The 14,192-nt window shown below is 36.5% G+C and carries 15 protein-coding genes; 3 read left to right on the plus strand and 12 right to left on the minus strand.

Going from position 1 to position 14,192, the window contains the following annotated elements; all coding sequences use genetic code 11:
• Positions 1-25 precede the first annotated feature (25 nt).
• The 4 genes from CQ022_RS06615 to CQ022_RS06630 all read right to left on the minus strand — a co-directional run bounded on the left by CQ022_RS06615 (position 26) and on the right by CQ022_RS06630 (position 6,550).
• Positions 26-733 (minus strand): prolyl oligopeptidase family serine peptidase, encoded by a 708-nt coding sequence (locus tag CQ022_RS06615; RefSeq protein ID WP_105680665.1) that lies wholly within the window; start codon positions 731-733, stop codon positions 26-28.
• A gap of 100 nt (positions 734-833) precedes the next feature.
• Positions 834-2,228, minus strand: coding sequence for a glucoamylase family protein (locus CQ022_RS06620; protein ID WP_105680666.1), 1,395 nt, complete (start codon positions 2,226-2,228; stop codon positions 834-836).
• Between the two features lie 76 nt (positions 2,229-2,304).
• The gene (locus tag CQ022_RS06625) at positions 2,305-3,723 is read right to left on the minus strand and encodes a RagB/SusD family nutrient uptake outer membrane protein (protein ID WP_105680667.1); all 1,419 of its coding nucleotides are present in this window, start codon (positions 3,721-3,723) and stop codon (positions 2,305-2,307) included.
• Positions 3,724-3,733: 10 nt separating this feature from the next.
• Positions 3,734-6,550 (minus strand): SusC/RagA family TonB-linked outer membrane protein, encoded by a 2,817-nt coding sequence (locus CQ022_RS06630; RefSeq protein WP_105680668.1) that lies wholly within the window; start codon positions 6,548-6,550, stop codon positions 3,734-3,736.
• 365 nt (positions 6,551-6,915) lie between these two features.
• Here CQ022_RS06630 and CQ022_RS06635 point away from each other — a divergent pair, with 365 nt between their 5' ends.
• The 3 genes from CQ022_RS06635 (at position 6,916) to CQ022_RS06645 (ending at position 8,466) form a co-directional block, all read left to right on the plus strand.
• Positions 6,916-7,587 (plus strand): DUF4197 family protein, encoded by a 672-nt coding sequence (locus CQ022_RS06635; RefSeq protein WP_105680669.1) that lies wholly within the window; start codon positions 6,916-6,918, stop codon positions 7,585-7,587.
• 40 nt (positions 7,588-7,627) lie between these two features.
• Positions 7,628-7,933 carry a DUF493 family protein gene (locus CQ022_RS06640; RefSeq protein WP_105680670.1) on the plus strand — a complete coding sequence of 102 codons (306 nt, stop codon included), beginning with the start codon at positions 7,628-7,630 and terminating at the stop codon, positions 7,931-7,933.
• Positions 7,934-7,995: 62 nt separating this feature from the next.
• On the plus strand, positions 7,996-8,466 hold the full coding sequence (locus CQ022_RS06645; RefSeq protein WP_105680671.1) for a hypothetical protein: 471 nt from the start codon (positions 7,996-7,998) through the stop codon (positions 8,464-8,466).
• A 39-nt stretch (positions 8,467-8,505) separates the two neighbouring features.
• Here the strand turns inward: CQ022_RS06645 and CQ022_RS06650 are convergent, their stop codons facing one another.
• The 8 genes from CQ022_RS06650 to CQ022_RS06685 form a co-directional block, all read right to left on the minus strand.
• Positions 8,506-8,856 (minus strand): arsenate reductase family protein, encoded by a 351-nt coding sequence (locus tag CQ022_RS06650; RefSeq protein WP_105680672.1) that lies wholly within the window; start codon positions 8,854-8,856, stop codon positions 8,506-8,508.
• An 87-nt stretch (positions 8,857-8,943) separates the two neighbouring features.
• Positions 8,944-9,558: a deoxynucleoside kinase gene (locus CQ022_RS06655; RefSeq protein ID WP_002977952.1), complete on the minus strand. Its 615-nt coding sequence runs from the start codon at positions 9,556-9,558 to the stop codon at positions 8,944-8,946.
• A gap of 27 nt (positions 9,559-9,585) precedes the next feature.
• Entirely contained in the window at positions 9,586-10,548 is a 963-nt protein-coding gene (locus tag CQ022_RS06660) for a hypothetical protein (RefSeq protein ID WP_105680673.1), read from the minus strand.
• 145 nt (positions 10,549-10,693) lie between these two features.
• Positions 10,694-11,716, minus strand: coding sequence for a glutaminyl-peptide cyclotransferase (locus CQ022_RS06665; RefSeq protein WP_105681775.1), 1,023 nt, complete (start codon positions 11,714-11,716; stop codon positions 10,694-10,696).
• Between the two features lie 102 nt (positions 11,717-11,818).
• Complete coding sequence (locus tag CQ022_RS06670) at positions 11,819-12,841, minus strand: glutaminyl-peptide cyclotransferase (RefSeq protein ID WP_105680674.1); 1,023 nt, start codon at positions 12,839-12,841, stop codon at positions 11,819-11,821.
• A 35-nt stretch (positions 12,842-12,876) separates the two neighbouring features.
• The gene (locus tag CQ022_RS06675; RefSeq protein WP_105680675.1) at positions 12,877-13,260 is read right to left on the minus strand and encodes a VOC family protein; all 384 of its coding nucleotides are present in this window, start codon (positions 13,258-13,260) and stop codon (positions 12,877-12,879) included.
• Complete coding sequence (locus CQ022_RS06680) at positions 13,257-13,766, minus strand: GNAT family N-acetyltransferase (protein ID WP_228421478.1); 510 nt, start codon at positions 13,764-13,766, stop codon at positions 13,257-13,259. Before CQ022_RS06680 ends, CQ022_RS06675 begins: the two co-directional genes overlap by 4 nt.
• Positions 13,767-14,192, minus strand: coding sequence for an SRPBCC family protein (locus CQ022_RS06685; protein WP_105680676.1), 426 nt, complete (start codon positions 14,190-14,192; stop codon positions 13,767-13,769).

The following is a 14,192-nucleotide window of genomic DNA, read 5'->3' on the forward strand; positions in this document are numbered from 1 at the left end:
TCTTTCAATCATTGTGTGTGTCGGGTTATTTCCCTTTCTTTTTTGACAGCATCCATTCATACAGCGCAGGGTTTGAATAGGCTGAATCCCATGAATTATGATTGTCATTCGGGAAGATAACCAATTCTGCTGTGGGATTTACAGGATGTAGCTTTTGATAAAAATTAAAAGCATTAGCGGGCAAAACAATATCATCCATTCCGCCATGAAATATTTTCATATTCAAATCCTTAAATTGATGAATATTGGCAGTCATTACCTGATCTGTAGGGGCACAAACTGAAGCAACAGCGGCAAACATTTCCGGATGCTCCATGGCCAGCTTCAAAGTTCCCCATCCTCCCATAGAAAGTCCTGTAAGGTAAATGCGGGAAGCATCAATTTTATATTTCTGCTGAATTTCTTTGATCAGATTATAGACGGTAACGGTATCCCACCAGGATCCTTCCGGACATTGAGGTGCCAGAATAGCCACCGGTTCTTTGATCAGATTTTTATAGGTGAACGGGCTGTGAGCTTTTACCAAATCCAGATTAGTTCCTCGTTCTCCTGAACCGTGTAGAAAAACAATCAAAGGTACATTCCCTTTTGTATTCTGTGGATAATCCAGAATATAGGATACTTTTTCCTGTCTTTTAATTTCTTTATTGAGTTCTCCTTTTATCTCCTGTCCGCTCAGCTGTAATGAGAATGGCAGGAGTAAAAGAGGGATATGTTTCAGTTTTAGTTTCATATTGTTATTTAGGTTTGGGCTAAAGCCAGCGGATTTGATCTTTTTTATTTAAACGGGCTCCCTTCGACTATGCTCAGGATAATAATCCGTTCCTATTGAATTATTTTATTCCATATTTGGTTGACTGGAAGCTTAGTTTTTTTAATCCCTGCTGAATTTCCGGGGCATTCATAAACAACTTCCAAAGGAATCCAGATCTGTAGTTTTCAACCATTGGCGCAATGGTTCCCTGGTCTATTGCAAGATATCTTGGGGTAAACCAATTGTTATAATTAACAGAAGTGGCATCATAAGGTCCTGCAGATCCTATGAATTCGGGTTTCTGAGTATAAATGAATCTCAGGAACGCCATTGATTCTTTCGGCGTATATGGAAAGCTGCTTAAGGCTGCTGTAGGAGTGATCACTCCATTATCATTATTTCCAGGCATATGAGCAGTGTATCCTGTGCTACCATCCTCATTTCTGGTATAACCGGCTGTAAGTCCCCAATAGTTGGGTCCATACCCTTTCCATTGTTTTGGATTTTCAACGCAATATTTATAGTCGATGAGGGTTTGATTTTTATTGACTTCAAAGTAGTTTTTGACAAGCTTATCGGATAGTCCCGTTGGATCAAGTCCGATATACGAATATTGCGCCCAGAAAAGTGGTCCGCCATATTCTTCAGCATAGTTGTGTTTCACATACAGGGGTAACCCGTATTTTGTTTTGTCTGTAAGGTAGGTTCCATTTCTGGTCCAGCCTTTATAGTATGTTTCCGCGTCAATGGAATAGGTAGGTGAAGATGCTGCTAAAATATAAGTGATCAGACATTCATTATATCCTTCAAGAGGAAAATTCATTTCCCATTGGTATTCGGGTGACCAGTGCCAGTAAAGAACTTTCTGACCTCCTTTTGTATACCAGTTCCATTGGATTCCTTTCCATAGCTCATCACATTTTGCGGCAAGAGCTTTTTCTTCGGTACTTCCATTTTTAAAATATTCACGAACCATCAGTATTCCTGAAGTAAGGAATGCCGTTTCCACCAAATCACCACCATTATCTTTTTTTCCGAAAGGAACGGTCTTTCCGGTTTCCCCGTTGATCCAATGGGGCCATGCTCCTTTGTGGCGGTCTGCCTTTGCAAGAAAATCCATGATGTGGGTAAGTCTTTTCACGGCTTCTTTTCTTGGAACGAAACCTCTTTCTACCCCTACCAGAATGGTTGCCAGTCCAAATCCTGAGCCTCCTGTAGTAATCACGTGCTTATCATTATCCGGATAGACATTGTCTTCATGATAACGCTCTCTCCCAAGCATTGAGTTGGGCTCTGCATAGTCCCAGAAATACTTCAAAGCATCTTTCTGTACTCTATCCATCAATTGTTCATCTGTGATATTGCTTTTTACTGCTTCAACTTTTCCTACTTCCTGTCTGGCAACGGGAACATTTTTACAGGAATACACAAAGAATAAAGAGGTAATAGCCATTGATAATACGTTCCTTTTCATGAGATCTCTTTTTATAGGGTTTCTAACTAAAAGAAGAGGAGAACTTTCATTCTCCTCTAATGTTTATGATTTATTTTTAATATCCCGGATTCTGGGTAAATAATCCTGTACTTTCGTTCATAGCATCTAATGGAATCGGGAATAATTCATTCTTCCCGGCTTTGAATCCATAAGGAGCAAGTACAGTCGCCGCCTGCCCTGTTCTTACAAGGTCTACGAAACGATCACCTTCCAAAGCAAGTTCTACTCTACGTTCATGCCAGATGGCTGCTCTCAATGCAAGTTGCGTTGTAGCGGTAGTTCCTGTTAATTGAGCTCTTGTTCTTACCTTGTTAAGGTTAGTAACCGCTGTCGCCGTATTGCCTAATTCGTTTGCTGCTTCTGCGTTAATCAGAAGAACTTCTGCAAATCTTAAAATTCTGATATTCTGTCTTGATCCGTAAGCACAAGCGTTATTGTTCAAAGCTTTAGGAACATATACTTTTTGGTTGAATGTCGTTACAGAGTTTGGATCACCCATTGCAATAAGGTCTCCTTCCGGAGTAGTTTCCCCATTTCTAAGAATCGTAAGTTCTTTTCTGATATCTCCTGGCTCAAATGCATTTTCCAATGCCTGGGAAGGCGTAAAGAATCCCCATCCGAACTGGTTTCTCACTCCCTGTACTTCTGCATACTGGCTTCCTCCGAATTGGGTAGAACATTCACAGTTTACTTCAAATACAGATTCTTTTCCAAATTCACCTCCAATTCTGAATACATGGTTAAAGTCAGGATCTAAATCATATCCCATAGACATTACCTGATTAGAAGTATCATATGCTTTCTGCCAATCTTTTTTATACAGATATACTTTTGACAATAATCCTAACGCAGCTCCTTTAGTAACTCTTCCAAGATCAGCTGCAGCATAAGTCTGGGGAAGAATTTGTGCGGCACTGGTAAGATCGGAAATAATAAAGTTATAAACTTCTTCTGCAGAATTTCTAGGAATCTTATATGTAGAAGGAATTCCGTCAAAGATTGGAACTCCGCCATAGATTCTTAATAAGTTAAAATAGAAATAGGCTCTCAACATTTTTGCTTCAGCAATCAACCTTGTTTTTAAAGTAGCATCCATTTCAATTTTCGGAACATTTGTAATCACCTGATTACATCTGTTTACGGCCTGCCATTGTCCGATCCAGTATCCTCTAACTCCATCATCACTTACAGTATAAGTAAATTGGTCATAAGCATTAATAAAAGATGCATCCCCAGGGTTAGATCCTTTTACAACGTCATCTGCAGGTACTCCAAATACAAACTGATAAGGAAAAGCAGAATTTTCCCAGCTTCTTAAAAACACATAGATGGCATTGGTTGCCTGCATTGCATCATCCTGAGTTTTGAAAAAGGAATCTGCTTCCGTTACTCCTTCCTGTTTTATATCCAGATAATCGTCTTTACAACTTATTACAAGTGAAAATAAAGCGATGGATAAAAATATTTTTTTCATGTTCTTCTAATTAAAATGTTAAGTTCATACCGATTGTATAAATGGCTGAAATTGGATAAATATTATTATCAACTCCCATCTGCACTCTGTCTGTATTCACAATCTCTGGGGAGAATCCATTATATTTAAAGCTTGTCCAAGGGTTCTGAGCACTTAGATACAGTCTGAATTTGGTAAGCAATAAAGATTTTGCGAAATCTCTAGGTAAGTTATATCCTACCGTAATATTTCTGATTCTGAAATAGCTTCCATCTTCTACAAAGAAACTACTTGGAAGAATAACAGACTGGTTGTTAGTAGTCATAGGATATGCATTTGATGTCCCTGCACCACGCCATCTGTTGTTGTAGAAGTCAAGATCCCAGTTTTCATTTCCATAACGCTGTTCGCGGTTATAGTTATAAATTTTGTTTCCGAATACACCCTGGAAGTCTACTGCAATATCAAAATCATAAACATTTAAATTAACTCCGAAACCATAAGTTCCTTTAGGAATTGGGCTTCCTAAGAACGTTTTATCTCTGGTATCAATCACTCCGTTTCCATCCATATCTGCAAACTTAAGCCATCCCGCTTTTGCTCCGGTTTGTCCAGATGCAGCCGCTTCTGCGTCAGTTTGGAATACTCCTGTTACCTCATATCCGTAATATGCACCTACAGGCTGTCCGTTTTGTAGTCTTACAATAGAGTTTCCAAATAAACTTGCTCCGGTTTCAAGGTATGAACCTTCATATACGGATGTGATTTTATTCTTAAGAGTAGTCAGGTTACCGTATACTGCCAATTTTACGTTATCTGAAAGTTTCGTATCATAATTTACAGAAACTTCAAAACCTCTGTTATTGAAAGAATATGCATTGGTAATATAATTTTTCCAGTTACTTGCTCCTGAAACTGTTCCCTGTACAACACCATATACTACGTCTTTAGTATCTTTATCAAAATAAGTTGCATCAATTTTCAACTTATTATTAAATAGACCCATCTCTAAACCGATATCTCTACCCGTTGTAGTTTCCCAACCGATGTTTGGATCAATCACTCTGTCGATAGTCTGCGCAGGAGATCCTGAGTTTCCATAATATGCACCCTCTTTAAGAATAGTTGTTCTTAAAGTATAAGCTCTTGTCACATCCGGATTACCCAATTTTCCCCAGCTTGCTCTTAACTTTAAAAGACTGAATACATTCTGATTGCTCATAAAGTTCTCCTTGGAAATTACCCACCCGGCACTTACCGCAGGGAATATTCTGTGTCTGTCCCCGGATGAATATTTTGAAGTACCATCTCTACGAACAGATCCGTTGATAAGATATTTCCCTTTATAATCATAGTTAACTCTGGCAAACATAGATTCAATTCTGTCCTGATAAGGGACTACATCATATCCTTCTACATCCTTATCAATCATGATAATATTAGTCCCGTTGAAAATATTCATGGAAGCATTAGTTCCGTCATAATTAACGTTCAGTGCTTCTAAATACGTTTGAGAATAAGAGTTTCTTGTTCTGGAAAAACCTGCAAGAATTTCAAGATTATGATCTCCTAATGATTTTTTCCAGCTCAATGTATTGTCCCAGATATAATTTCTGTTTCTTGAATCCCTTGTAATCAATTTATTAGGCTTCTGATCAGAAACAGGAACATAATTAAATGTAGGAGTATATTCGTACAGATTCGTATTATAATTATCTGTTGTGTAGCTTACTCTTAAAGTAAAGTCTTGTAAAAACTTATATTCAGCCCAAACATTGTTCAATAATCTTTCCTGTCTGTTCTGAGAACGGTATAAATCTAATACAGCACGTGAGTTTGGGATAGAATATCCGTTAAAGAACTGATAATCTCCTGTACTAGGGTTCATCACAGAGAAAATAGGAGGTGCGTTATAAGCATTCAGTAAAGGATTCTTTGCCTGATCGGTACGCATTTTAGAGAATGTAAAATTGTTCCCGATCGTAAGATTATCAGTAATCTTATAACTAAGATTTAACTTTGTATTAAGTCTGTTAAATCCTGATCCTGAATTGATCCCCTGTCCTGCAGCAATATTACCTTCGTCCTGTAAGTTTCCTATGCTGGCATAATAATTAAGCTTTCCTAAACTTCCGGAAGCAGAAAAATCATTAGAGTTAATGATGCTTGTTCTGAAAATTTCATTAAACCAATCTGTATCTGCAGGGAAATTAGCTCTGGAAAGTGCTCCATTAAGATTTCCATTATCATTCATCAGTTTTTCGTTATAAAGCTCGATGTATTGATCAGAATTAGCCATTTTTGGAACATTGGTAACCTTCTTAATTCCCAGATAAGAATTGAAATTGAATATCGGTTTTCCTCTTCCTGTTTTTGTTTTAATAATAACCGCTCCGTTAGCAGCTCTTGCACCGAAGATTGCTAAACTGGAAGGATCTTTCAGTACACTCATAGATTCAATATCCTGAGGCCCAAGGAAAGAGATATCATCTGTAATCATTCCATCAACGATGAATACTGTTTTACCGGTAAGAGAACCTACTCCTCTGATATCTACTCTTGGAGAGCTCCCCGGCGTACCGGAATTTAAAACTTGTACACCAGATAACTTACCTTGTATCGAGCTTATTGGATTAGCGTTCGGTTTATCAGCAAGATCCTTTGCAGAAACCATTCCGATACTTCCCGTAACGTTTTCTTTTTTCTGAGATCCATATCCGATCAAAACTACTTCCTCGATCTTCTGCTCTTTGGCAGCAGTATCTTTGGGAGTAGTCTGAGCATTGACGTTCATACCGAAGTACAGAACAGCAATGAGACATGAATACTTTAAATTACTTTGTTTCATATAGTTTCAATTTTATTCAAATAAATCAAATTCATTTCTGTCTCTAAATAGTGGAGTTATTTAAAATCTCAAAAAAAGACATTAGCCAAAAATATAAAAAATATTGAACAATGTTAAATTATCTTAAATATTTAAAAATCATCCTTTTTTATTAAACCAAAAATGACAAATATTCAAGTTTTATAATTTTATACTCAATATAATTATTAGTTTTTCATCATTTCATCAATGTTAAATTACCATTTTAGACAAAAAAATTCACCAAATCACTCACTCACTTTAATATTTTGTTAAATAGAGAATAGTAATTACCTTTGGTGCAGTTTTTGACAAAAGCATCTTAGAAATACATAATAAAAAGATCAATGAAAAAATATATCATTGCAGCCGCTCTTATCATCGGGACCGGTGCTGTTATTACTACCAGTGTACAATCATGCTCGTCACTGGCTACATCAGACATGGGGCTTTCTATTATTAAAAGAATCCTGCTCAATGGTATTGATAAAGGAATGGGTATTTACGGAAACAAAGAAGCGTTTCTGCAGAACAATATGGTAGACAAAGCCCTTCCTAAAGAGCTGAGAGATATCAATTCTACGCTGGAAAAAATTGCTCCTTCCCTGGTAGCCAAAGAAAGAGATTATATAGCACAGGCAGCAGCTTACACTGTGAATACTTCAAAACCTATTTTGCAGGATGCAGTAAACAGCCTGAACGCTCAGGATGTTACAAGAATCATGGAGGGAACCACCGCTACACAGATTCTTAAAGAAAAAACATCTCAACAGCTTATTGCTGCTATTGCTCCCAAAGTAGATGAAAAACTGAATGAATATGGAATTGTAAAAACCATTAATACTGCATTATCAGGAAGTAATTTTCTGGGCAGTCTTTTAGGAGGCAATAACAATACGGTTAATTCAGGAGGATTGAGTAAACTTGCTTCTGAACAGCTGGTGAATGGATTATTCAACATCATCGAAGATTATGAACATCAGAACTCCAAGTCTCTGTTAGGACCATTTGGAAAATAGGAAAAATTTCGTTATATTTATATTATATTAACAATTGCAGATGGATATATTACAAGGAAATCAACACGCAAGTCCTGAAGATTTTTATCAGTCTTTAAAGGAGAAACTGGAGGATCATCATGATTTTCCGGAAGATTATTTATTTAAATTTATTATTCCTACAGACAAGGCGAAACTTACTGAAATTTACAGAGTTTTTGATGGTATTAAATTTACCCTGGGAAACCGCGAAAGCAAAAATGGAAAATACACAGCCTGCAATATTAATGCATTTGTTCTGGATGCCAATCAGGTAGTGAATATTTATAAAGAAGTAGCCAAAATAGAAGGCGTTATTCTATTGTAAAAACACCAACCGTTTCATAGTAATGAAGCGGTTTTTTATTATATGAAATAAACAAAAACAGAATGAACATCCCACTGATCTTATTGAGCACTACCCTAGCGGTCACTTCCACAAGCTGTATTCATAAAAACAACAGCGAAAATACCTCATCGAATATCACCACTGAAGTTCAACAACAAAAGATTGAACAGGTTCAATTAATAGAAAGAACAAGAGGATTCAGCAGAAGCATTGTTGTTACTCCTTCCTCAAAAGCATCCAATATCAACGAAGAGATCACGAATACCAAGCTGTCTCCTGCGGAATGGCAGGCAGTTTCCAAACTGGCAGGAAATATTGATTTATCCAAGATATCAGATCTTAAAGCTCCTACTACAGGCAGACATTCTGACCGGGCAATGATAGCCTCTATGATCATTACCTCTGGCGGAAAGGAGTATACATCTTCAGATTTTGATTCCGGGAATCCTCCAAAAGAGCTGGAAGCTTTATATAATATAATCAACGGACCTAAGAAAACAGAAACCCAATAACATAAAAAAATCCGCTCTTACACAGAACGGATTTTTTATTTATTTTTCAATAAAGAATTTTACATTTTCAATAGGCCTTCCCAGCATGGCTACCGAGCCTTTCACCAGAATTGGTCTTTGTATCAGAGAAGGATTTTCAGAAAGAATTTTTATCCATTCTTCTTCTGAATAGTTTTTATCTGCATAGTTTTCAATATACAGCTTATCTGCTTTACGGATAATATGGAAGACGCTCTGGTTCAACTTTTTAAGCACCGTTCTAATCTCAAGAGGGCTTAACGGATCTTCAACAATATTGATGATCTCAAAAGGCACTCCGTTTTCGTCAAGATACTCCAATACAGCATTTGACTTTGAACAGTTTCCGTTATGTAATACTTTAACTACCATGATATAATTATTCAATAATTAAACTTGATCTAAACAAATTTAAAAAGAATTACCCTGAGTATGTCTTAATATTCTGATAAAAATATGTTAAAACAAACCATGCAATTCTGCCTCAATTTTCTCCAGAATAAATCCGAAATCTTCCGGTTTTTCTACAAAATCAAGATCATCCACTTCAACGATCAGAAGTTTTCCTTCTGTATAATTGGAAATCCATTTTTCATATTTCTGATTCAGTTTTGAAAGATATTCAATACTGATGGATGCCTCATATTCACGACCTCTCTTATAGATTTTTTTAACCAGATTGGGAACATCTGATTTTAAATAGATCAGCAAGTCAGGAGCAGATACAAAAGATTTCATCAAATCAAAAACTGATGAGTAGTTATTGAAATCCCTGTCTGAAAGAAGATTCATATCATTCAGGTTTTCTGCAAAAATATGAGCATCTTCATAAATCGTACGATCCTGAATAATGTTTTTGCCACTTTCTCTGATCTCCTTTACCTGACGGAATCTGCTTCCCAGGAAATACACCTGCAATGCAAAACTCCATTTGCTCATATCTGAATAAAAATCTTCCAGATAAGGATTATGATCTACATCTTCAAATTGTGCATCCCATCCGTAATGCTTGGAAAGCATCGTTGTCAAAGTTGTTTTTCCTGCTCCGATGTTTCCTGTAACCGCAATATGCATAATATTCTTTTTCCTTGTATTTACTGATTAGTTGATAAGTTTTTCGATGGCTTCAGTCTGAACTTTAGAAGTGTCTTCAATCAATTTCTGTAAGGTATTGTCTGAAGGTTTCTCTACTGTATTCTCATTCGGTTTTTCTTCAGTTGTTTCTACTGGTTTATCTGTAGACTGCTGCAGAGGTTCCGGCTGAGCTTCGAGCTGTTTTTGCTGTTTGGCTTTCTTTACTTTTTCAAGGCTGTAAAGATAGAGTTTGTTCCCTTTGATTGCAAAATAAGAGAGGATGTTTTTATCCACAATTTGCGCTTCCTGATCTTCAAAAACAGTCTCCATTCCTTTTTCCGGAACGTATTGTGAAATGAAATTAGTGGCTACAACCAGAATGACATCATTTTCTCTTCGAAACCGTTTTCCGTTTTCCAATGGGGCTTCAAACAGTTTTTCAAATTTCAGGCTGTAAATTCTGATATGTTTTCTTGTTAAGACATACACCTTATTTTCATAGACCAGCATATCCATTAAATCTTCAAAACTGATGTCAAAAGGATAGGAATTAATGGTTGTGTCATTCCTGAAATTGTACTGTATCAAACGTTTTGTACTGTCATCCAAAAGCCACAGCTGCTGCAGGTCTTCGGCATAAGCCATTCTGATAAAACCAAATTTCTGTTTAAAATCCAACCTTTGAATTTCATTCATATTCTGGTCTACAAATTTCATTTCCTGGGCATTTTCAGAAAATAAAGGTACATTCAGAGGATTTTGTACGTTCTGCACTTTGTATGGAACAGTAAGCATCATTTTTCCGATCTGCTTTCCTAAAGAATCGTATTTGGTGAAACTAAAATCTTTGTTTTTATAGATATACAGATTTCCATAGTCATCGGCTAGCATATCTTTCGCTTCCTTTAGTTTCAAAGTATCTAAAGGAAGAATATTCTGCGCTGAAGCGGTACAGAAAAGGAAAAAAAATATTAAGTTTAAAAACTTCACTCTGTTTTTTTAATGGGGACAATTTACTGAAAAATAATTTCATCCAAAAGATGGTAAAATCTAGGAGAATCTTCTTTGAACTTAATCAAAATCGAGACCATCTTCCAGATAAAAAGAAGTGTTTTAAAGAAAAATACAATGAATTTTATTTAAAAGCGACTTCGTATATTTTGGACCAGTTTTTTCCTGTTACGAGCATATTATCTCCTTTAAAAGCAATTCCGTTTAATACATCATCACTTCCTTTGGTATTTTGTTTTGCAATTTCTGTGAAATCAAAAGTTCCCACGACTTCTCCATTGACAGGATTAATCTTAAGAATCACGGGTTTAAGCCAGACATTGGAATATATAAAACCGTTGTGGTATTCAAGTTCATTGAGTTGGTCATAAATTGTAGTACTTCCGCCAACACAAACAGTTTTCACTACTTTTGACGGATCATTGACATCAAGAAAATAAAGATTTTTGGAACCATCGGTTGCAATCAGGTTTTTCCCATCATATGTCAGTCCCCAGCCTTCTCCAATGACGTTGGGAAGTGGAAATTGAGATATTTTTTTCAAGGTATTTTTATCGTAAATAAAACCAATCTTATTCTGATAAGTCAGCTGATATATTTTATCTCCAACAATCGCACATCCTTCAGAGAAAATTTCAGCGGGCTGCTTTGCCATGATTTTGGGAACAGATGATCCTAGCGTATATTTTATAAGCTGTGAGGCTCCTTTCATTCCGTCACTTTCATATACTGTATTTCCTTCCACAACAAAACCTTCGATAAAGTTTTTAGGATCGTGAGGATAATCAGCAACTATTTTATAGGGAATATTCTGCTCCGGAGTTTTGGTAAATACATTAATGGTAGCATCCTGGTTCAGGACTTCACCTTTTTTTGTTTTAATGATAAAGATGACCTTGTTATCTCCCAGCGTGAAAAATTTAGGATCAATCGTTAAATCTGTTGTTTCCTTACCTCTGAAACTGACGGCTATACTTTCTGTATTTGCTGTAATTTCTTCCGGCAATTCAATTTTATCTCCGAAATGATAGCCTTTTTCTTCTTTTGAGTTGTTATAATCTGCAAGAGAATCAAGCATTTTTTCTTTGTTACTGCAAGAGACGAGTAATAGAACTGCTGCAAAACCAATGTTGATGTTTCGCTTCATAAAGGTATTAATCATTTGCCAAAAATACTAAAAATTAATCCTCAAAACGAAAATAACGCCCCCAAGGGAGCGCTACTTCTTCTTTTTATCAATAGCATCAGATTATTTGATCTGAACTTCGTAAATCTTTGGCCAGTTCTTTCCTGTAACCAGCATATTATCTCCTTTGAAAGCAATTCCGTTGAGTACATCATCACTTCCTTTAGTGTTCTGTTTTGCAATGTCTGTGAAGTCAAAAGTTCCCACTACTTCTCCATTGGCAGGATTAATCTTCAAAATGATCGGCTTCTGCCATACGTTGGCATAGATAAATCCGTTGTGGTATTCCAGTTCGTTCAGTTGGTCATACGCCTGAGAACTTCCGGCAACAGCGATATATTTAATCAGTTTTGAAGGATCATTTACATCAAGGAAATACAAAAGCTTACTTCCATCAGAAGCAATCAGACTTTTCCCGTCATAGGTCAATCCCCAGCCTTCGCCTAATACATTTGGATAAGCAAATTCTGAAAGCAGTTTTAAAGAGCTTTTATCATAGATATATCCTTTTTTGCTCTGCCATGTCAACTGATAAACTTTATCGCCAACAATAGTGCTCCCTTCAGAAAAATCTTCCTGAGCCTGTTTGGTAGATGCAAGCGGAGTTGTTGTACCCAATGTGTACTTTAAAATCTGTGAAGATCCGTTCTGCCCGTCACTTTCATAGATGGTATTTCCTTCCACCTGGAATCCCTGTACAAAGTTTTTAGGATCGTGTGGATATTCTGCTACAATCTGATAAGCAATATTTTTTTCCGGATTTTTTGCAAATACATTGATCGTTGCATCCTGATTCAGGACTTCACCTCCTTTTGTTTTGATATTGAATGTAACGGCATTATCACCCAGCGTGAAAAATTTAGGATCAATTGTTAAATCCTTTGTTTCTTTATCTCCAAAGCTGATGGTTACGCTTTCTGCATTTTCCGTTACCTCTTTCGGAAGCTCAAGCTTATCTCCGAAATGGTATCCTTTCGCCTCCATTGAAGTATTATAGGTGTTCAGTGTATTAAGAATTTCTTTATCCTTATTACAAGACGCCAGTAATAAAATCGCTGCTAAACCCGCTATTATATTTTTTTTCATTGAATTTCTAAATATTTCTCCAAAAATAGCAAATTTTATTCCGTATTGCCAATATTATCTACGGGTTCACCAAATTGTAATATATAGCCATTGTTGTCATAGATAGCAAATTCTCTCATTCCCCACTCAAAAGTTTCAATCTCATAGCATATTTTGGCTTTTGTTTTAAGAACCTCCCAAAGGTCATCCACTTTATTTACATTGAAATAAAACGAACCGGAAAAACCGATGGATGTGTTCGTTTCATGCTGATTGGGCTGAGACAGCATAATATATATTTCATCTTTACGAAGTGAAGCCCATTGCCAATCATCATTCCTGTCCATCAAAGTAAATCCCAGAACACGACTATAGAATCCTATGGTTTCATCAAGGTTTTCTGTCCATAGAACGGGACGAAATGTGGTAAACTGTATCATGATTCCTGCAGTTCAAAAGTATTTTTATGGATTTTCATGTTTAGAGAAACCCATGTTTCCTTATCAATCCTGGCTTCGCTTTTAACCTCCGGATCAAAATCAAAGCCTACTTTCCTGTAACATTCAATAGCTCCGGTATTCCAGTCGTAGACGTTCAGTTCTGCGGTTTCCTTATCAAAATGACTGAAACCATATTTCAGGAGTTCCATCATTACTTTTTTGCCATATCCTTTTCCTCTGTTGTTTTCATCCCAGATCAGAATTCTTCCCAGCAGGAATGTCTTTTCTTTTAAAAAAATCTGAGCATGCCCGATTGTATTTCCGTCATCATCTGAAATTTTAAACAGGGTTCTTTTTTCATCAGTCAAATCGGTCTCCAGCTGTTCTTCTGTGAGAGGAAAGCGGTATACAGGTCCGGCAAACTGAAGAAGCATTCTTTCGTCTTTTATCTTTGAAATCAACTGAGGAGCATCCTGAATGGTAAATGGAAGTAAGGTAATCATCATCTATTTTTCTAAATATTCTTTTAAACTCTGTCCTAAAATAGTATTCCAGCCTTCGGTAAAATTTTCTCTTGAAAAGCCTTCTCCTAAGTCTTTGAAGTTGTCAATGTCTTCATGGGTCAGCTTTACTAAAGTTTGTCCATCTTCAGGCAGTAATTCCCAGATTACAATGGTCTTCAATGCTGAAAAATCAGGATAAGACCAAGTATGTTTCAATTTCTGGTTAGGAATTACTTCTAAGATTTGACCCTGATGATGATACTTATTGGCTCCTCCAGGTTCATAGAAATTAAATTCCGTGCCTGTTTCCAATACAAAATCCTGGATATCAAAATACCAGGATTTCATTTCATTTCTATCGGTTAATGCTTTCCAGACTTTTTCTATCGGAGCATTTATTGTGTACTGAACAATGATTGGTGTACTCAT

The sequence above is a fragment of the Chryseobacterium culicis genome (genome assembly GCF_002979755.1).
Classification (GTDB): domain Bacteria; phylum Bacteroidota; class Bacteroidia; order Flavobacteriales; family Weeksellaceae; genus Chryseobacterium; species Chryseobacterium culicis_A.